19 protein-coding genes, 1 tRNA gene and 2 riboswitches are annotated in these 19042 nt (G+C 54.8%); of the genes, 4 read left to right on the top strand and 16 right to left on the bottom strand.

The annotated features are described in order from the left end of the window. Nucleotides 1-4 precede the first annotated feature (4 nt). From nuoH to rpsO, 14 genes are all read right to left on the bottom strand, one after another. On the bottom strand, nucleotides 5-1081 hold the full coding sequence (nuoH, locus tag EXZ61_RS12560) for an NADH-quinone oxidoreductase subunit NuoH (RefSeq protein ID WP_142812088.1): 1077 nt from the start codon (nucleotides 1079-1081) through the stop codon (nucleotides 5-7). Next, on the bottom strand, nucleotides 1078-3222 hold the full coding sequence (gene nuoG / locus EXZ61_RS12565; protein ID WP_142812089.1) for an NADH-quinone oxidoreductase subunit NuoG: 2145 nt from the start codon (nucleotides 3220-3222) through the stop codon (nucleotides 1078-1080). The genes nuoH and nuoG overlap by 4 nt, the downstream gene beginning before the upstream one ends. A 12-nt stretch (nucleotides 3223-3234) precedes the next feature. Further along, nucleotides 3235-4587: an NADH-quinone oxidoreductase subunit NuoF gene (gene nuoF, locus EXZ61_RS12570; RefSeq protein WP_142812090.1), complete on the bottom strand. Its 1353-nt coding sequence runs from the start codon at nucleotides 4585-4587 to the stop codon at nucleotides 3235-3237. Further along, entirely contained in the window at nucleotides 4584-5075 is a 492-nt protein-coding gene (locus EXZ61_RS12575; RefSeq protein ID WP_142812091.1) for an NADH-quinone oxidoreductase subunit NuoE family protein, read from the bottom strand. Before EXZ61_RS12575 ends, nuoF begins: the two co-directional genes overlap by 4 nt. Further along, nucleotides 5072-6325 carry an NADH-quinone oxidoreductase subunit D gene (locus tag EXZ61_RS12580; protein WP_142812092.1) on the bottom strand — a complete coding sequence of 418 codons (1254 nt, stop codon included), beginning with the start codon at nucleotides 6323-6325 and terminating at the stop codon, nucleotides 5072-5074. The genes EXZ61_RS12575 and EXZ61_RS12580 overlap by 4 nt, the downstream gene beginning before the upstream one ends. Before the next feature lie 12 nt (nucleotides 6326-6337). Next, nucleotides 6338-6946, bottom strand: coding sequence for an NADH-quinone oxidoreductase subunit C (locus EXZ61_RS12585; protein WP_142812093.1), 609 nt, complete (start codon nucleotides 6944-6946; stop codon nucleotides 6338-6340). Nucleotides 6947-6955: 9 nt separating this feature from the next. Continuing rightward, complete coding sequence (locus EXZ61_RS12590; protein WP_142812094.1) at nucleotides 6956-7435, bottom strand: NuoB/complex I 20 kDa subunit family protein; 480 nt, start codon at nucleotides 7433-7435, stop codon at nucleotides 6956-6958. Between the two features lie 4 nt (nucleotides 7436-7439). Then, nucleotides 7440-7799 (bottom strand): NADH-quinone oxidoreductase subunit A, encoded by a 360-nt coding sequence (locus EXZ61_RS12595; RefSeq protein WP_142812095.1) that lies wholly within the window; start codon nucleotides 7797-7799, stop codon nucleotides 7440-7442. 64 nt (nucleotides 7800-7863) lie between these two features. Then, nucleotides 7864-7948 (bottom strand) — tRNA-Leu (locus tag EXZ61_RS12600). A 116-nt stretch (nucleotides 7949-8064) separates the two neighbouring features. Then, complete coding sequence (gene secG / locus EXZ61_RS12605) at nucleotides 8065-8421, bottom strand: preprotein translocase subunit SecG (RefSeq protein ID WP_142812096.1); 357 nt, start codon at nucleotides 8419-8421, stop codon at nucleotides 8065-8067. Nucleotides 8422-8459: 38 nt separating this feature from the next. Beyond that, complete coding sequence (gene tpiA / locus EXZ61_RS12610) at nucleotides 8460-9200, bottom strand: triose-phosphate isomerase (RefSeq protein WP_237218955.1); 741 nt, start codon at nucleotides 9198-9200, stop codon at nucleotides 8460-8462. After that, nucleotides 9197-10216 carry an NAD(P)H-quinone oxidoreductase gene (locus EXZ61_RS12615; RefSeq protein WP_142812098.1) on the bottom strand — a complete coding sequence of 340 codons (1020 nt, stop codon included), beginning with the start codon at nucleotides 10214-10216 and terminating at the stop codon, nucleotides 9197-9199. The genes tpiA and EXZ61_RS12615 overlap by 4 nt, the downstream gene beginning before the upstream one ends. A 72-nt stretch (nucleotides 10217-10288) precedes the next feature. Beyond that, the gene (gene pnp / locus EXZ61_RS12620) at nucleotides 10289-12406 is read right to left on the bottom strand and encodes a polyribonucleotide nucleotidyltransferase (RefSeq protein ID WP_142812099.1); all 2118 of its coding nucleotides are present in this window, start codon (nucleotides 12404-12406) and stop codon (nucleotides 10289-10291) included. A 228-nt stretch (nucleotides 12407-12634) separates the two neighbouring features. Next, the gene (gene rpsO / locus EXZ61_RS12625; RefSeq protein ID WP_142812100.1) at nucleotides 12635-12901 is read right to left on the bottom strand and encodes a 30S ribosomal protein S15; all 267 of its coding nucleotides are present in this window, start codon (nucleotides 12899-12901) and stop codon (nucleotides 12635-12637) included. Nucleotides 12902-13252: 351 nt separating this feature from the next. On the opposite strand from rpsO, the gene EXZ61_RS12630 reads away from it, so the two are divergent. Continuing rightward, a complete protein-coding gene (locus EXZ61_RS12630) occupies nucleotides 13253-13630 on the top strand; it encodes an Hsp20/alpha crystallin family protein (protein WP_142812101.1) in 378 nt (125 codons plus the stop codon). A 90-nt stretch (nucleotides 13631-13720) separates the two neighbouring features. Here the strand turns inward: EXZ61_RS12630 and tsaD are convergent, their stop codons facing one another. Then, nucleotides 13721-14776, bottom strand: a complete 1056-nt coding sequence (gene tsaD / locus EXZ61_RS12635) for a tRNA (adenosine(37)-N6)-threonylcarbamoyltransferase complex transferase subunit TsaD (RefSeq protein ID WP_142812102.1) — start codon at nucleotides 14774-14776, stop codon at nucleotides 13721-13723. Between the two features lie 104 nt (nucleotides 14777-14880). Here tsaD and EXZ61_RS12640 point away from each other — a divergent pair, with 104 nt between their 5' ends. From EXZ61_RS12640 to EXZ61_RS12650, 3 genes are all read left to right on the top strand, one after another. Further along, on the top strand, nucleotides 14881-15483 hold the full coding sequence (locus EXZ61_RS12640) for an SIS domain-containing protein (RefSeq protein WP_142812103.1): 603 nt from the start codon (nucleotides 14881-14883) through the stop codon (nucleotides 15481-15483). A 42-nt stretch (nucleotides 15484-15525) separates the two neighbouring features. Further along, on the top strand, nucleotides 15526-16287 hold the full coding sequence (locus tag EXZ61_RS12645) for a GNAT family N-acetyltransferase (protein WP_142812104.1): 762 nt from the start codon (nucleotides 15526-15528) through the stop codon (nucleotides 16285-16287). A 1-nt stretch (nucleotide 16288) separates the two neighbouring features. After that, nucleotides 16289-16379: riboswitch (glycine riboswitch) on the top strand. A 12-nt stretch (nucleotides 16380-16391) separates the two neighbouring features. Next, nucleotides 16392-16510, top strand: a riboswitch (glycine riboswitch). 79 nt (nucleotides 16511-16589) lie between these two features. Further along, nucleotides 16590-17870 carry a D-amino acid dehydrogenase gene (locus EXZ61_RS12650; RefSeq protein WP_142812105.1) on the top strand — a complete coding sequence of 427 codons (1281 nt, stop codon included), beginning with the start codon at nucleotides 16590-16592 and terminating at the stop codon, nucleotides 17868-17870. A 113-nt stretch (nucleotides 17871-17983) separates the two neighbouring features. Here EXZ61_RS12650 and rsmH read toward each other — a convergent pair whose 3' ends face one another. Next, nucleotides 17984-19036, bottom strand: a complete 1053-nt coding sequence (gene rsmH, locus EXZ61_RS12655; RefSeq protein WP_142812106.1) for a 16S rRNA (cytosine(1402)-N(4))-methyltransferase RsmH — start codon at nucleotides 19034-19036, stop codon at nucleotides 17984-17986. Nucleotides 19037-19042: the final 6 nt, after the last annotated feature.

The raw sequence follows: 19042 nt of genomic DNA on the forward strand, positions 1-19042 counted from the left end.
GCTCCTATTTCCAAATATTAAAAGATGTTTGCATCCAAGCACCTACCACTACTAGCCAAAACAACATCACAGGGATAAAGACTTTCCATCCCAAGCGCATGATTTGGTCATAGCGGAACCTAGGAAATGTTGCACGCACCCAGATAAACAGGCTAACCACAAAGCATGTCTTCAGTCCGAGCCAAATCCAGCCAGGTATCCAATCCAAGAAGGCAACCGGTGATAACCATCCACCCAAAAACATCAGTGCAGCAAGAATCGAGATCAGCCACATATTTGCATACTCTGCTAAGTAAAACATGGCATAGGACATGCCTGAGTACTCAACCATATGTCCGGCAACAATCTCCGCCTCGCCCTCGACTACGTCAAAAGGATGCCGGTTAGTTTCCGCCATACCCGATATCACGTAGACAACGAACACTGGCAATAAAGGCAACCAGTTCCAAGAAGCAAACCCCAGTCCTTGATCCGCAAAATAGCCCTTGCCTTGACCCTGCACTATCTCAGTGAGGTTCATGCTGCCTGAAACCATCAACACGATAACCAAGCAAAATCCCATGGCAATTTCATAGCTAACCATCTGAGCCGACGCACGCAACGCCCCCAGAAATGCGTACTTCGAGTTGGAAGCCCATCCTGCAATGACGACACCATAGACCTCCATGGAGGTGATCGCCATTATGAATAGCAGTCCAGCGTTAATGTTGCCCAAGGCAACATCCGGGCCAAATGGAACAACCGCCCAAGCGGCCATCGCAGGCATGATCGTCAAAATCGGACCAATAAAGAACAATGCACGATTGGCAGCCGTTGGTACCAGTATTTCTTTCGTCAACAGTTTCAATGCATCAGCAATGGGCTGCAAAAGGCCCCAAGGACCGACACGATTTGGCCCCACTCGCACCTGCATCCAACCTAAGAACTTACGCTCCCAGAGGGTCAGATAAGCAACAGCTCCCATCAATGGAAGCACCACAACAACTATTTTTAATAGTGTCCAAAATATGGGCCACGCTAAGGACTGCCACCAAGCGCTTTCGAACAAGCCCAAACCAGCAGCAAAAACTGCGTCAATCATGCTGCAACTCCCTTAACTGAAGCCACAGAAGAAACTCCAACAGCGTCAGCGGTACGTTGAAGTGAATCCGCACGACGCACTAACCCATCGAGTTGATAGATATTGGCGACGACAGGTTCAACTGCACTCGGTATGAGGTCAACTTCAGCAAAACAGGAGTTATCAAGTCGGCTTGATGACAAAACACTTTCTGCTTCAGGACCTGATTCAGTCAACGCTGCCAAGATTGCCTGCGATGACTGATAGTCAAAACCATCTAAGCCGAGCATCGTGCCAATAACCCGCAATACCTTCCACGCGGGCCGCGCTTCACCGAGCGGCTTAACTACCGCGTGGAAGCTTTGGACACGACCTTCCGCGTTTACATAGGATCCTGAGGTTTCAGTAAAAGGCGCGATCGGCAAAAGCACGTCGCTGAACTCTGTGTTTGTCTTAAATGGACTCAGTGTGACCACCATCTTTGCTTTAGCCAAGGCCGTAGCAGAAGACGAGCCAGCAGCTGAATCAAAAACCGGTTCTGTGTTGACAAGCAATGCTGCCTGCAGGCCACCCGCCAGCATTTGTGCCGCATTCAATCCATTTGACTGAGGTTTCGCCCCCACCAACTGAGCGCCAACGGTATTGGCTGCTTCTGTCAAAAAGCCTACGGTGGATCCCGTATGTTGCGCAATCCAATTAGCCAGTGTCAAAATACTGGACGACTTAGCATGGTGGGCGGCTCCATTCCCTAGCAGGATGGCCTTGCGTTCACCGCTGAGCAGAGACCTTGCCATGTTGGTCAGTGTAGGCGTTGTCTCTGCAGTTACGGGTGGCAAAAGACCCAATTCAGCCGCAATAGCAGCCGCTAGACCAGCCATCGCATTGACCCAAGCATCGGAAGCAATGCTGGCACTATGTCGTACAGGAATTGCCCAATCTGAACTGCCTGAACCAATGACATTCAGTTCACAACCAGCTTTAGCCGCTTGACGAATTCGCTGGGCGAATAGCGGGTGGTCTTTTCGAAGATTTGAGCCGACTACCAGCACGCGCTGCAATGTTGACAACGATGCAATCGTTCGCCCAAGGTAACGAACCGCAGTTGTAGTTTCAAACGCTGCATTGCGATGACGATAGTCAACACTATCACTACCAAGCTTTCGAACGAGTTGCGTTGCAAGGTGCAGCTCTTCAACGGTACAGTGGGGACTTACCAGTGCACCGAAAGCGTTTGCACCGTCCTTGGAGATAACATCCTTGATACCATTTGCGATGTACTCAAGGGCAGTCTGCCAATCAACGGCATGCCATAAGCCACCCTGCTTAAGCATCGGAGAGGTCAAACGATCAGGACTACTCAGTGCCTCGTATGAGAAACGATCACGATCCGCAATCCAACACTCATTGACTTCTTCATTCTCCAACGGAACAACCCGCATAACTTTGTTGTTCTTAACCTGGACAATCAAATTAGCACCCGTGGAGTCATGCGGACTAATGGACTTCCTTCTAGACAGTTCCCAAGTGCGGGCGCTGTAACGAAACGGCTTGCTCGTCAGGGCACCAACTGGGCAGATATCAATCATGTTGCCCGACAACTCGGACTCAATCGCACTGCCGACAAATGTTTCAATTTCGGCGTGCTCGCCACGATGCGACATACCCAGTTCCATGACGCCAGCGACTTCCTGTCCAAAGCGTACACAACGCGTGCAATGAATGCAGCGGCTCATCTCCTCCATAGAGATCAATGGACCCACGTCCTTAACAGGAACGACCCGCTTTTCTTCTTCGTAGCGAGAATGCGAACCACCATAACCAACCGCTAAATCCTGAAGCTGGCATTCACCGCCTTGGTCACAAATAGGGCAATCCAACGGGTGGTTGATCAGCAAAAACTCCATGACCGACTTTTGCGCCTTAATGGCTTTGTCGCTTTTGGTACGGACAATCATCCCTTGTGTCACAGGCGTAGCACATGCAGGCATGGGCTTAGGCATCTTCTCCACATCCACTAAGCACATACGGCAGTTCGCCGCGATGCTGAGTTTTTTGTGGTAACAAAAATGGGGAATGTAGGTGCCTGCTTTCTCAGCTGCATGCATGACCATGCTGCCTTCAGCTACATCTACTTTCTTTCCGTCGAGTTCAATTTCAATCATCTTGGGACTCGTTCAATCGTAGGCCGGAACCGCACAGCTTTTGTGCTCAATGTGGTGCTCAAATTCATGCCTGAAATGCTTAATCATTGCCCGCACTGGCATCGCAGCAGCGTCACCCAGCGCGCAAATAGTTCTGCCTTGGATGTTTTCTGCAACGTTGTCTAACAGGTCCATGTCACTTGGACGCCCTTGGCCATTTTCGATACGGTCAACCATTCGAGACAGCCACCCAGTTCCCTCTCGGCACGGTGTGCATTGCCCGCACGATTCATGCATATAGAAGTAGCTCAGGCGCTGCAAACTCTTGACCATGCACCGTGTATCGTCCAAAACAATCACAGCACCTGAGCCCAGCATAGAACCTGCCTTAGCTATGGAATCGTAGTCCATAGTGCACTCCATGATCACAGATGCCGGTAGGATGGGTGAGGATGATCCGCCAGGAATAACAGCCTTCAGGGTACTGCCCTTACGGACGCCGCCAGCCAGTTCAAGCAACTTAGAAAATGGCGTCCCCATGGGAATCTCATAATTACCCGGACGCTCAACATCTCCACTGACCGAGTAGATCTTGGTGCCGCCATTGTTAGGTTTTCCGCACTCCAGATACGCAGCACCGCCGTTCCGAATGATCCACGGAACCGCCGCAAAGGTTTCCGTGTTGTTGATCGTTGTGGGTTTGCCATAGAGCCCAAAGCTAGCCGGGAATGGTGGCTTGAATCTGGGTTGTCCCTTCTTACCTTCTAGGGATTCCAACAGTGCTGTTTCCTCCCCACAAATATAGGCCCCAAACCCATGTGCTGCGTGCAACTGGAAACTGAAAGAACTTCCCAAGATTTTGTCGCCAAGCAAGCCTGCAGCACGAGCCTCCAGAAGTGCTGACTCAAAGCGATCGTAGGCGGAAAATATCTCACCATGGATATAGTTGTAACCAACCGAAATGCCCATAGCATAGGCGGCGATTGCCATACCTTCAATCACGATGTGCGGATTGAACTGCAAAATATCTCTGTCTTTGCATGTACCTGGCTCTCCCTCATCGGAGTTACAGACCAGATACTTTTGCCCGGGGAACTGGCGGGGCATAAAGCTCCACTTCAATCCCGTCGGAAAGCCCGCTCCACCACGCCCACGTAACGCAGACTCTTTGACCGTGGCTATCACCTGGTCCTGAGTAAGACCTTCTCCACCATCGGCAGCCAGAATCTTGCGCAGCGCTTGATATCCACCACGAGCCACATAGTCACTCAGACTCCAATTGCTTCCATCAAGACCAGCAAAGATCTGCGGATTGATATGGCGATCGTGAAAGCAAGTTTCCAATCCTGATGCCGTGAACTGGGACAAAACGTTCAGCGCGTTCATTGGGCATCTCCGGCTGTACGCAAACCTTCAATCAATTGATCCAACTTGTCGTTGGTCATAAAACTACACATATGCCTGTCATTGACTAGCATCACTGGAGAGTCAGCACAGGCACCCAAGCACTCGCTTTGCTGAAGCGTAAAGAATCCATCGGAAGTCGTTTGGCCCATCTTCACGCCCAACTTCTGCTCCAGAAAATGCAGGGCTTTAGACCCATCACGCAGTTGGCACGGCAGATTGGTGCACACATTCAACTTGTACTTGCCGACAGGCTTCTGGTTGTACATGTTGTAGAAGGTCGTAACTTCATGCACCGCCATGCTGGGCATGCCGAGATAGAGCGCTATTTCCGTTTCGCTGTCAGTACTGACGTAGCCGTACTCTTGCTGAACAATGGCCAGGCATGCCATGACGGCTGACTGACTTTGCTCCGCGGGGTACTTTGCAACTTCTACGGCAAAGCGTGCTTTGATGGCGTCAGAGATCATCGATCAATCTCTCCAAAAACAATATCCATTGTGCCAATGATAGAAACAGCATCAGCAATCATGTGGCCGCTCGCCATCTCGTTTAAGGCGGCAAGATGAGCAAAGCCAGGGGGTCTAATCTTCAAACGATAGGGTTTGTTAGCACCGTCACTCACAATATAAATGCCGAACTCTCCCTTCGGATGCTCCACCGCCGCATAGGCCTCGCCCTCAGGGACATGGAAACCCTCGGTGAACAGCTTAAAGTGATGAATAAGGCCTTCCATATTCGTCTTCATCGACTCGCGGGAAGGTGGTGCAATCTTATGGTTATCCGTAATGACAGGACCAGGATTGGCCTTTAGCCAAGTGACACATTGCTGAATAATTCTATTGGATTGCTTCATCTCTTCCATGCGCACCAGATAACGGTCATAAACGTCACCGGTTTTCCCGACTGGAATGTCGAAATCAAGCTGAGCGTAGGCATCGTACGGTTGTGTCTTGCGCAGATCCCATGCAAAGCCTGACCCACGAAGCATCGGACCGGTAAATCCTAGATTCAACGCGCGTTCAGGACTCACCACACCAATATTTACAGTACGCTGCTTCCAAATACGATTTTCTGTTAGCAGTGTGTGGTACTCATCCAAGCAAGCTGGGAATCGATTTGCAAAGTCCTCGATAAAGTCCAGCAAAGAACCTTGCCTATTTTTGTTGAGTTCAGCAACGCCCTTGGCATTGCGTACACGACTTGCTTTGAACTGAGGCATTGTGTCGGGAAGATCGCGATAGACACCACCTGGCCGAAAGTAAGCAGCATGCATACGCGCGCCACTGGCGGCTTCATACATGTCAAACAAGTCTTCCCGCTCGCGAAAGGTATATATCAAAATCGTGGAGCTACCGCAGTCATTACCATGCGAACCAAGCCACATCAGGTGATTGAGCAATCGGGTGATTTCCGCGTACATCACACGGATGTACTGAGCCCGAATCGGCACCTGAATTCCCAAAAGTTTTTCAACCGCAAGGCAGTATGCATGCTCATTGCACATCATGGACACGTAGTCCAAGCGATCCATATAGGGCAACGCTTGCATATACGTCTTTGTTTCCGCCAGCTTTTCAGTGGCACGATGCAATAGACCAATGTGAGGATCCGCTCGCTGGATAACCTCACCATCTAGTTCCAGCACCAAACGCAAAACGCCGTGCGCAGCAGGATGCTGAGGTCCAAAGTTCAAAGTGTAATTCTTGATTTCAGCCATGCAAGATTCTGCCTACTGCAGGCCTCCGTAATTGTTTTCTCGGATGATTCTTGGCGTTATCTCTCGCGTTTCAATAGTCACAGGTTGATAGACCACGCGAGCCAGTTTGGGGTCATATCGCATTTCTACATGCCCTGTCACTGGAAAGTCTTTTCGAAACGGATGTCCGATAAAACCATAGTCCGTAAGAATTCGCCTCAGATCGGTATGCCCCTCAAAGACAACACCAAACAAATCGAATGCTTCGCGCTCAAACCAGTTAGCTGAATTCCAGATGTCAGACACTGAGTCAACGATTGGCATATCGTCATCTTCAGCATAAACGACCAATCTAATACGCTGATTTAAAGTCACCGACAGTAGATGCGAGACAACACAAAAACGTTTACCCTCATAGGCGCCGTCTTTGTAGTCAGAGTAATCTACGCAACATAAATCGATCAATTGCTCAAACTGGCACCCCACCGTGTCACGCAGAGCAAGTGCTGAATCATGGTACTCCGCAGCACCCACAACAACCTTCAACTCGCCTAACGCAATCGATGAAGATATTGCTTTGTCACCTAGCACAGCAAGCACTCTCGCCTGCAGGTCTTCGGGACGCACTGAATAGACAGTCATAATTGAACCTTACACACGTGCAATTGTTTCGGTGCGTCGGATTTTTTGCTGCAATTGCAAAATACCGTAAATGAGCGCCTCAGCTGTGGGCGGGCAACCTGGCACATACACATCTACAGGAACGACTCTGTCGCAGCCACGTACAACTGAATAACTGTAGTGATAATAGCCACCACCATTGGCACAGGAACCCATACTAATAACCCAACGTGGTTCAGACATCTGGTCATAGACCTTACGAAGCGCTGGCGCCATCTTGTTGCACAACGTACCTGCAACAATCATTAAATCAGACTGCCGAGGACTCGCACGAAACACCTCTGACCCGAAACGGCTAATGTCATATCGCGCAGCCGCCGCATGCATCATTTCAACAGCACAACAAGCCAAACCAAAGGTCATAGGCCAAATGGAGCCTGTTTTAGCCCAATTGACTACCGAGTCATAGCTCGTGGTAGCAAAGCCCTCATTGAATACACCTTCAATCATTGCATCACTCCCAATCTAGGGCACCTTTTTTCCACATGTAGACGAAGCCAATCGTCAGCACAATTACGAATTCGAGACCTATCAAAAAGCCCATCAAACCAATTTCACGAAGAGAGACCGCCCAAGGAAACAAAAACGCTGTTTCGAGATCAAACAGAATGAACAAAATCGCAACTAGGTAGTAGCGAACATCAAACTTCATCCGCGCATCTTCAAACGCTTCAAAGCCGCATTCATAGGGGGAGTTTTTGGCTGCATCAGGACGGTTAGGGCCAAGTACATAGCCCAGAACTTGGGGCACCACGCCCACACCGATGCCCACCAAGATGAACAACAAAACAGGAAGATATTGATCGAGGTTCATTTTGAGATTCTGATCACCACAACAAGATTGCGCAAGTAGACAAACATTGCAATCCGCTTTTATTTGGTGCCGTCGGCGAGACTCGAACTCGCACAGCTTTCGCCACTACCCCCTCAAGATAGCGTGTCTACCAATTTCACCACGACGGCGGCTCTCAGATGTCAAGATTGCGTGAGGATCTTTGCAGATTTAGCTTTCTCGACAACGATAGAGTTTACCCTGAATTCCCCCCCGTTTTGGAAGGGAGAATGCATTTATGAAGGGATTATTTTGCAGGGATTTGGGGCGCTTGCGGCGCAGGGGCCACCGGCACGGCTGAACCGGCGGGAGCTGCAGGCGCAACGGGAACAGCAGTCTCCAAAACGCTACCAGCAGTCGGTTGACGCAGATTGCCAAAATAGGCCAAGGCCAAAGTGCAAACAAAGAAAACTGTGGCCAAAACGGCCGTAGTCCGCGACAAAAAGTTGGCGCTACCGCTGGCACCAAAAAGGCTCCCCGAACCACCACTACCAAAGGCAGCCCCCATGTCAGCACCCTTGCCGTGCTGAACCAAAATCAAACCGATCATGGCCAAGGCAGACAACATTTGAACCGTCAAAATCACCGTTACCAAAATACTCACATCTATCTCCTAAATCAAAAAAGTAGTACTGCCGACGCTTACGAAGCGGCCGCAATAATGGACAAGAAATCCGCCGTTTTCAACGAGGCCCCTCCAACCAGGCCTCCATCAATATCCGCTTGGGCAAGGAGCTGCTGAGCATTCGCAGCGTTCATGCTGCCGCCGTACAAAATGTGTACCTTATCTGCATGTGCGCTCGCTGCACGCAGTTGCGCACGCAAGACAGCATGCACATGTTGCGCTTGCTCTGGCGACGCCGTCTTACCCGTGCCGATCGCCCAAACTGGCTCGTAGGCAACCACGATTTCACTGATGCAGTGGCCGTTGGCGTGGATGACCGCAGCAAGTTGGCGCTTCACGATTTCTTCGGTCTGCCCCAACTCTCGCTCCGCCAGTGTCTCGCCCACACAGACGATAGGTGTAATGCCTGCAGCCAATGCACGTTGGGCTTTAAGAGCCACATGTACATCGGTTTCCCCGTGGTACTGACGTCGCTCAGAATGACCAACGATGACATAACGCGCGGAAAAATCGCGCAACATTGCAGCCGATACCTCACCTGTGTAGGCCCCCACCTCATGTTGCGACACATCTTGTGCGCCCCACTGCATCGCACTACCTGACAACAAGGCTTGCACCGACGCCAAATAAGGTGCCGCAACACATACGGCCACGGTGCAAGTCGCACTGGTAATCTTTGGCATCAATGTCTGCAACAAAGCTGCATTCGATGCCAAATCGCCGTTCATCTTCCAATTGCCAACAATCAATTTTTTCATGTGGAACCCCATGTCAAAACTATTTTCCCAACGTGCCGATTGGACTCCATCAGCGCGTGCGCTTGCACCGCGCCAGTCCCGGTTGGCGACATCGCATCTTCTGCCTTAAAGACAGTGTGAATCACCGGTTTTACGCGCCCAGCCTCAAGCAGAGGCCACACCTCTCTGCAAAGGGCTTGCGCAATCGCTTGTTTAAATTCGACCGAACGCGCGCGCAGTGTAGATCCGGTGATAGTCAAACGCTTGCGCAGCACCGATGCAGCGTTGAACTGTGCGGCCACTCCACCTTGCACACCAATGATGACCAGCCGCCCGTCATCAGCAAGGCAAGCAACTTCCCTCTCAATGTAGGGGCCAGCCACCATATCCAAAACAAGGTCCACGCCGCGACCATCGGTGATACGCGCAATCTCCGCAACGAAGTCTTGCGTTGTGTAGTCAATGGCGTAGTCCGCACCAAGCGCTAGACAAGCCGCGCATTTCTCCGCACCAGAGGCCGTCACAAAGACGCGAGCGCCTCGTGCCTTTGCCAACTGTATTGCAGTGACGCCAATGCCACTACCGCCCCCCTGAATCAAAATCGACTCGCCCACCCTCAGGGCGCCGCGCTCGAACACATTGCTCCAGACAGTGAAGAAAGTCTCGGGCAAGCTAGCTGCCTCGATATCCGTCAATCCTTGGGGGACAGGCAGGCACTGCGCAACAGGAGCCACGCAGTACTGCGCATACCCACCGCCAGTAAGCAAGGCACAAACACGGTCACCAACTTTGAGGCCAGCCAAGGCCATGGCATCAAGGTCGCCCGAGAGGATGACACCCGCGACCTCTAGTCCTGGGATGTCAGAAGCACCTGCAGGCGCGGGGTACTTGCCTTGGCGTTGCAAGACATCAGGCCGGTTAATGCCACTGGCACTCACGCGTATGCACACCTCTCCCGCACCCGCAACAGGCTCTGGGCGCCGGGCTAGACGAAGGACCTCGGGCTCACCAAAGGCCGATATCTCAACAACATTCATGGCATGTTAGGCCGGTAGCGCACATGCACATTGCGTATGCAGCTACCAAATCCATAGCAAATTGCAGCTACCTTACGCGTGATCAGCGGCAGATGTCGGGCGCTCAATCAGTGCCTTCATAGACAGCTTGATGCGTCCCTTTTCGTCGGTCTCCATGACCTTGACCTTCACGATTTGGCCTTCGGACAAGTAGTCAGTGACCTTTTCCACGCGCTCATGGGCGATTTGGCTGATGTGCAGCAAACCGTCTTTACCAGGCAACAAATTCACCAAAGCACCGAAGTCCAACAACTTCACGATGGGGCCTTCGTAAACCTTACCGATTTCAACTTCTGCAGTGATCTGCTCGATACGACGCTTAGCCTCTTCAGCCTTCACAGGGTCGGAGGATGCGATCGTGATCGTGCCGTCTTCATCGATATTGATTTGGGTACCCGTCTCTTCGGTCAATGCACGAATGACAGAACCACCCTTACCGATGACGTCACGGATCTTTTCTGGGTTGATCTTCATGGTGAACAAGCGAGGCGCGAAGTTGGAGACTTCGGTCTTAGCTTCAGCCATCGCTTCTTGCATCTTGCCCAAGATGTGCATGCGCGCTTCCTTGGCCTGCGCCAACGCCACTTGCATGATTTCTTTGGTGATACCTTGGATCTTGATATCCATTTGCAACGCAGTGATACCGTTGGTGGTACCCGCCACCTTAAAGTCCATATCACCCAAGTGATCTTCATCACCCAAGATGTCGGTCAACACCGCAAAGCGGTTGTCTTCCTTGATCAAGCCCATGGCGATACCAGCGACGTGCGCCTTCAAAGGAACGCCAGCATCCATCATGGACAAGCAGCCACCGCACACCGACGCCATAGAAGACGAACCGTTGGACTCTGTAATTTCAGACACCACGCGGATAGAGTAAGGAAACTCTTCTTTCGTTGGCAGCACTGCCACCAGAGCACGCTTAGCCAAACGGCCGTGACCGATTTCGCGACGCTTAGGGGTACCTACGCGACCAGTTTCGCCAGTGGCAAAGGGAGGCATGTTGTAGTGCAACATGAAGCGGTCATCGTACTCACCGGACAAAGCGTCAATGCGTTGGGCATCACGCTCGGTGCCCAACGTAGCGATCACCAAAGCTTGAGTTTCGCCGCGGGTAAACAAAGCGGAGCCATGGGTGCGGGGCAGCACGCCGTTGCGAATTTCAATCGCGCGCACAGTGCGTGTGTCACGGCCGTCGATGCGGGGCTCACCTGCCAAAATTTGGCTGCGAACAATCTTCGCTTCGATATCAAACAACAAACCTTCAACAGCTACGGAGTCAAACGCAGCGCCGTCCGCCTTCAAAGCGGCCATGACTTCGGAGTACGCAGCACGGCATGCTTGGGTGCGGGCTTGCTTGTTACGAATTTGGTAGGCCGCAACCAGCTTGTCTTTGGCCAAAGCGTCGATCTTGGCGATCAAGGCTTCGTCCTTGGCAGGTGCTTTCCAGTCCCAAACAGGCTTACCGGCGTCGCGCACCAACTCGTGGATGGCGTTGATGGCAATGTTGCCTTGCTCGTGACCAAACACCACAGCACCCAACATGATTTCTTCGGACAGTTGAGCCGCTTCAGATTCCACCATCAACACGGCAGATTCAGTACCAGCCACCACCAAGTCCATGATGGAGTTCTTGCGGGCGGTTTGGCCGGGGTTCAAGACGTATTCGCCGTTGACATAACCCACGCGGGCCGCGCCGATGGGGCCGTTGAATGGGACGCCAGACACAGACAAAGCCGCGCTCACCGCGATCATGGCTGCGATATCAGCATCCACTTCAGGGTTCAACGACACGGTGTGCACCACCACGTGCACTTCGTTGAAAAAGCCTTCAGGGAACAGGGGGCGGATGGGGCGGTCGATCAGACGGCTAGTCAGCGTTTCGAATTCGCTGGGGCGGCCTTCGCGCTTGAAAAAGCTACCAGGGATCTTGCCCGCAGCGTAGGACTTTTCCAAGTAGTCCACGGTCAGTGGGAAGAAGTCTTGGCCAGGTTTACCTTCGGTTTTAGCGACCACAGTGGCCAGCACCACGGTGCCATCCATGTCCAACAGCACAGCGCCGGTGGATTGGCGAGCGATTTCGCCGGTTTCCATGGTGACCGTGTGTTGGCCCCATTGAAAAGTCTTGCTTACTTTGTTGAAAATTGACATTGTGGATCTCCTGTTATTGCAGCACTGCACTGGCAGCACCACGGATTTGGAAGGTAAAGGCCACCTCGCCCAAGCCCGGATTCAACAACACAGAACACGATGCCATTCCAGAGAAACTTTGCCCAATTTCTTTGGAATGACACAGCTTCGCTCCGTTTTTGCCGTCTCCGAAGTAAAAAACGCCTGAGCTAGTGACCTAACTCAGGCGTCTGTCATTCAATGAACCAATTACTTGCGCAGGCCAAGCTTGGAAATCAAGGCAGCATAACGATCGTGGTCTTTGGAGTTCAAGTAGTCCAACAACTTACGGCGGCGGCTCACCATGCGCAACAGACCGCGGCGACCGTGGTGGTCTTTGGCGTGGGTCTTGAAGTGGGGGGTGAGTTCGTTGATACGGGCAGTCAACAGTGCAACTTGCACTTCTGGGCTACCTGTGTCGCCGGCTTGGCGTGCGTTGTCTTTGACGACAGCGGCTTTAATGCTAGAAGCAATCATGTGTTTTCCTTGTATGAGATTGCGCCGTAAAGACACAACTCGGTTTAGTACTTGCGTTTTCGACTGGAACTGCCAAAAACGTGCGTCTTGCCGAATGCAAAACCTGTCGATTATAGCGCGGACAGAGGCTCTTTGCCCAGCGAGCTGTGTACCGAACTAGGGCCTCACACGTACAAAGCCCGATTTTTCTAAGCAAAGGTCGCCCGAAATTGCGTCGCAACGGCTGAATTCAAGAGCCACCTACAAAGAATAAAGATCGATATCTTTCTCTTGAAATGACGGCAATGGTGCGCAGTTTAGGTGCATGCGGCGCTTACCGTGAGGGTCGCAATCTGTACCAGGAGTTACACCATGTTTTTCGCAGCAACCCAATCCCCATTTCAAGCTAACACACGCCGTTACGTCAACTCGGCCGCGGGCCGTTTCTTGGACGATGCACTCTTTGCTGCTCGCCAACAAGGATGCGCCTACACCCAAGACGAAACCTCATTCACATTGAGCTTGGACGTACCCGGAATCGCCAAGGACCAACTCACGATTTCGATTGAAGACGCAGTGGTGCGCATCAGCACCAAAGAAGGTGCAAGCCGACGCTACCGCGCAGCGTATGAGTTGCCCCAAGACATTGACAGCGCCTTGAGCGAAGCCAAGCTGGACAATGGCGTGCTGACCTTGAAGCTGGCGAAAAAAGTACCGGTGAACACCGCTACCGAACTCAGCATCCAGTAATGCGCACTGGCGCAGGCAGCTCATTACTTGCTACAAATAAATGAGCTTCCTGCGCAATATAGATGGGCGCAAAAGCCACTTTTCACCCCACTAAATCATGTCCAAAGGCCAACGCGGCTTGACGTCAAAGGCATAGTGCGTGGTCGCCGCTTGCAAGCCGCTTTGCAGGCGCATGGCAGCTGCCATGGCGATCATGGCGCCGTTGTCCGTGCACAGATGCATCTCTGGGTAATGCACACGCACCTTGCGCTTGGCGCACTCGGCATTGAGTTGGGCACGTAAATTGCGGTTAGCGCCCACACCACCGGCCACTACCAACCGGGACATACCGGTTTGCTTCAAAGCCGTTAGCGACTTCTTCACCAAGACCTCGACAATCGCCGCTTGGGTAGACGCCGCCAAGTCGCAGCGCACGCCATGCGGCAAGTCTTCAAACTGCGCCACATCAGCAGCCGCCATGATCTTTTGTGACTGCACCAGCACCGCCGTTTTCAAACCGGCGAATGAAAAATCTAAATTACCACTGTGCAACAAAGGCCTTGGCAAGGCGTAGGCCTTAGGGTCGCCCTCTTCGGCCATGCGCGCCAGCAAGGGGCCACCGGGGTAGGCCAGGCCCATGAGCTTGGCAGACTTGTCAAATGCCTCGCCGGCGGCGTCGTCAATCGACTCACCCAGCATCTCGTAGCGCCCCACCCCATCGACCCGCATAAGCTGCGTGTGGCCTCCAGAGACCAGCAGCGCCACAAAGGGAAACTCCGGCGGGTCTTCACTCAAAAAGGGCGAGAGCAAATGCCCTTCCAAATGGTGCACGCCTAACACCGGTTTGCCCAACGCCGCGGCCATGGCACAGGCCACGCCCGCGCCCACCAACAAGGCACCCGCCAAACCCGGGCCACGGGTGTAGGCCACCACATCCACTTCCGCCAAGCTGCGACCAGACGCCTCCAAAACCTCTTGCGTCAAAGGCAGCACGCGCCGAATATGGTCGCGGCTGGCCAACTCAGGCACCACACCGCCATAGGCTTGGTGCATCTCAATTTGGCTAAACAGCGCGTGCGACAACAAGGTGGGCACACCGTGCTCGCGCGTTTGCACCATGGCAACCCCTGTTTCATCACAGGACGACTCAAAACCCAAAACCAGCATGTTTTCCCCTAGAAGCCCGCGAGTTTAGAGGAAGCACGGTTTTTCGGTACAGTCTGCACTCCCCCCACAACTGGCCCCGCGTGCTGCGTGGCATTGGAGTTTTTTTGAAATCACACATCGAATCCAGCCTGCGTGAGGCGCAGTCTGCACTGGACAACCTGCTCAGCAACCCCGCCGGTTTGGCCTCCATCGAAGCGGCCGCAGCCCTGCTCATTCGAACGTTTGAAGCCAAAGGCCGCGTCTTCTCATGCGGCAACGGTGGCTCTATGTGTGACGCCATGCACTTTGCCGAAGAGCTTACGGGCCGCTACCGCCGCGACCGTGCGGCCCTCGCCGCCACCGCCATCAGCGATGCTGGCCATTTGACCTGCGTGGGTAACGACCATGGCTACGAGCAAGTGTTTTCGCGCTACCTTGAAGCACACGGCCGCCCCGGTGACTGCCTGTTGGCGCTAAGCACCAGTGGCACCAGCAAAAACATTGTGCGTGCCGCCCAAGCCGCGCGCGCGGCCGGCATGGAAGTCATCATCCTGAGCGGCAAGGCCAACACGCCGCTGGAGCCGCTGAGCACCGTGTATGTCAACACCCCGGGCGGCAAGTTTGCCGACCGCGTGCAAGAACTGCACATCAAGGTGCTGCACATCTTGATTGAGATGATCGAGCGCCACTTCTTCCCCGAGAACTACGCCGACGACGTTGCCGCCTGAGTTCCAACTAGGCCGCTTCATCAGACCCGGCCTCATCCCGCCATGACAGACTCCACCCTCCAGTCGCCCCTGAGCGATGCCGACATTGCCAGCATTGAGCGCGCCACGCTAGACGCCGTAGCCCCCGCTTCGGTAGAGGCCATTAACGGCTGGCTACTGCCCTTTGATCCCTCCACGATTGGCCGGGCCAAAAGTGCGGTGCCCTTGCGCCACCACAGCCTGCGTGCGCAAGACGTAGCGACCATCAGTGCCCGCTACCAAGCGCATGGCATGACCCCGGGCTTTCGCGTGGTCGATGTCGCCGGGCTGGCGGATGTGTGCGCGGCCCTGGCCAGCCAAGGCTTGGCGCCACAACAACCCACATTGACCCAAGTGGGCAGCGTGAGCAGCCTGCGCACGTTTTGCCAAGGCACACCGGCGATCGTGAGCCAGCAGCCCACCGCGGAATGGGCCAGCGTTTACACCGCGCCAGGGTTTGACCCTGTGGATGGCGCCTTTCGCGTGCAGGCGTTGAGCCGCAGCGCCACGGTGGTGTATGCCTGTGTGGTCGAAGACGGCCAAGCTGTGGCCGCAGGCACTGCATCACTGAGTCAAGGGTGGGCCAGCGTCCATGGCATGCGCACGGTGGTGGGCCAGCGCGGGCGGGGTTTGGCGGGGCGCGTTTTGGCGGGTTTGGCGCAGGCGGCGCTTGCCCAAGGTCTAGAGCGTGTGTTCTTGCAAGTGGAAGAAGACAACGCGGGCGCCATTGCGCTGTACCGCAAGGCGGGCTTTCACACCGCTTGGCGCTACCACTACTGGCGTTAGAATCCACCCCGCAGGAGAGTGAGCGCACCTAAGCGCTCCACCGAAGGCGCAAACTCCCATGAACGCTCAGGTATCCCCCAACAGGTGATGTACTGCAATTCTTTTTAACGCCGTCTGGAGAGCCGCTGCCACCCAATTTGGGCCCGCGCAGCGCACCGAAGGAGCAAACACCTCAGGGGACTAGGGTGTGAATCTCTCAGGTACCAAGGACAGGGGGAGCGGCATCTGTGCGTGACACGATGCTGCTATTTTTCTAAGCACCAGCATGTGTTCGCGCGCGGGCCACATCAAGTGAGTTTGCAATGCGCACTATCGTTTTAGGCAGCGGCCTGCTGGGCGTCAGCTCGGCCTATTTTTTATCCCAACTCGGCCACGAGGTCACCGTGGTAGACCGCCAAGCCACCCCGGCGGCGGAAACCAGCTTCGCCAACGGCGGACAAATCTCGGTCAGCCACGCCGAGCCCTGGGCCAACCCGGGCGCCCCCATTAAGCTCTTGCAATGGCTGGGCAAAGAAGACGCGCCCTTGCTGTTTCGCCTGCGGGCCGACATGCGGCAGTGGCTGTGGGGCCTGCAGTTTTTGCGCGAATGCACACCGGCGCGCACACGGCACAACATCCAGCAAATCGTGCGCTTAGGCACCTACAGCCGCGACACCTTGCAGCAGTTGCGCCGCGACACCGGAATCAGCTATGACCAACGCACGCAAGGCATTTTGCACTTCTACACCTCGCAAAAAGAGTTTGAGGCCGCCCTCACCCCGGCTGAACAAATGCGCGCCTTGGGCTGCGAACGCCGCGTGGTGAGCGCGGACGAGGCCGTGGCCTTGGAGCCCGCTTTGCGCCATATTCGCGCTCGCTTGGCAGGCGCCACCTACACCGCCGAGGACGAGTCGGGCGACGCCAACCGCTTTGCCCGCGAACTGGTCAAGCTGTGCGAAGCGCAAGGCGTGAAGTTTTTGATGAGCCATACCGTCACCGCCCTGCGCGAAGCCGGCGGGCAAATTGACCACATCGAAGCCACCGATGCCGAGGGGCGCTTCCAGCGCCTGCGCGCCGACGCCTACGTACTGGCCATGGGCAGCGTGAGCCCTGTGCTCGCCAAGCCCTTGGGCATCAACTTGCCCATCTACCCGGCCAAAGGCTATTCCGTCACCATGCCGGTGAAAGACGCGGCCATGGCCCACCAAGTGAGTTTGACCGACGACGAATACAAGCTGGTGTTCTCGCGCTTAACACCTGTGGCCGGCAGCGACGGCACCGACCGCCTGCGCATTGCTGGCACCGCCGAGCTCAATGGCTATGACCGTGACCTGAACCGCGTGCGCTGCGAGGCCATCGTGCGCCGCGTGGAAGCGCTGTTCCCGGGTGCTGGTGACACCACCCAAGCCAGCTTCTGGACCGGCTTGCGCCCCGCGACCCCGAGCAATGTGCCCCTCATCGGCAAGAGCAAGTTGCCCAACCTGTTCTTGAACACGGGCCACGGCACGCTAGGCTGGACCCATGCCTGCGGCTCTGGCAAGTCGATTGCACGCATTGTGAGTGGCAAGGCGGCTGAGGTGGACTTTGCCTTTACGGGCGTCTAAATCCCAGTGCATTTAGGCCGCTAGCGCCCATAGATACTGCGCAAGCAGCTATGTTTTATATAGCTGCTTGCGCAGACTGGACGCCACCCCTCGGCAAACCGCTTAAGCGCCCCTCACGCCCGCACCGCCCAGCGCAGCTTGGCCGAGGTAGAGCGTGGATTGGCGCGGCGCTCGTCAAACGAGGCGCGAATCAGGTCTTGCGCCACGCTGGCGTAGGTACCATTGCGCTCACCGGTCTGAAATGCCTTCTTCACCCGGCGGTCCTCGCCGGAGTGAAAGCTCAAAATCGCCACCCGCCCACCGGGTTTGAGGCAGCCCGGTAGCGCCGCCAAGAGCTGGTCCAGCACGCCAAACTCATTGTTCACCTCAATGCGCAGGGCTTGGAAGGTGCGCTGCAGCGCCTTCTTGATTTCCGCCGCACGCTCTTCGGCAGGCATATTGGCTTTGAGCGCTTTGTCGACCGTGGTGCGCACCAACTCAGCCAGCTGAAAAGTGGTTTCCACATACTGCCCTTGCAAGGCAGCAGCCAGCACCAAGGTAAAGGGTTCATCGGCGTTGTCGGTGAGCAGGTCGCGCAAGCGCTGGCGGGTCACGGTTTGCAGCAACTCGCTGGCCGACTGGCCGCTGCTGGGGTCCAAACGCAGGTCCAGCGGGCCATCGGCCCGAAAGCTAAAGCCCCGCGCCGGGTTGTCAATTTGCATGGACGACACACCCAAATCCGCCAGCACAAAATCAAAGCCGCCACCCGCTTGGGGTAGCAAGGTCTCCAGCGCACTGAAGTTGGCCCGGGTCAGCACCAACACCGCCTCATCAAAGCCCAAAGCACGCAAGCGCAGTGTGGTGCGTGGCAACTCAATGGGGTCTACATCCATGCCAAACATGCGCCCGCCGGGCAACACGCGGGGCATCAGGCTTTGGGTGTGGCCACCAAAACCTAGCGTGGCATCAAGCCCGGTCTCACCTGGCTGCGGATTCAAGATGCCCAGAATCTCGTCCACACAAATGGAGCGGTGCATGCCGGCGGGCGTTTGCCCCCGCTGCATGACCTTGTCCACTTCGGCCGCATGACGAGTGGGGTCTAGCTCTTTGTATTTGTCCTCAAATTGGCGGGGGTGGGTGCCTGCGTAGCGCACGCGGCGCTTGTGGGGAGGATCGGTGTCGGTCATCGGCCA

The organism is Rhodoferax aquaticus, from assembly GCF_006974105.1.
In the GTDB taxonomy this organism is placed as follows: Bacteria; Pseudomonadota; Gammaproteobacteria; order Burkholderiales; family Burkholderiaceae_C; genus Allorhodoferax; species Allorhodoferax aquaticus_A.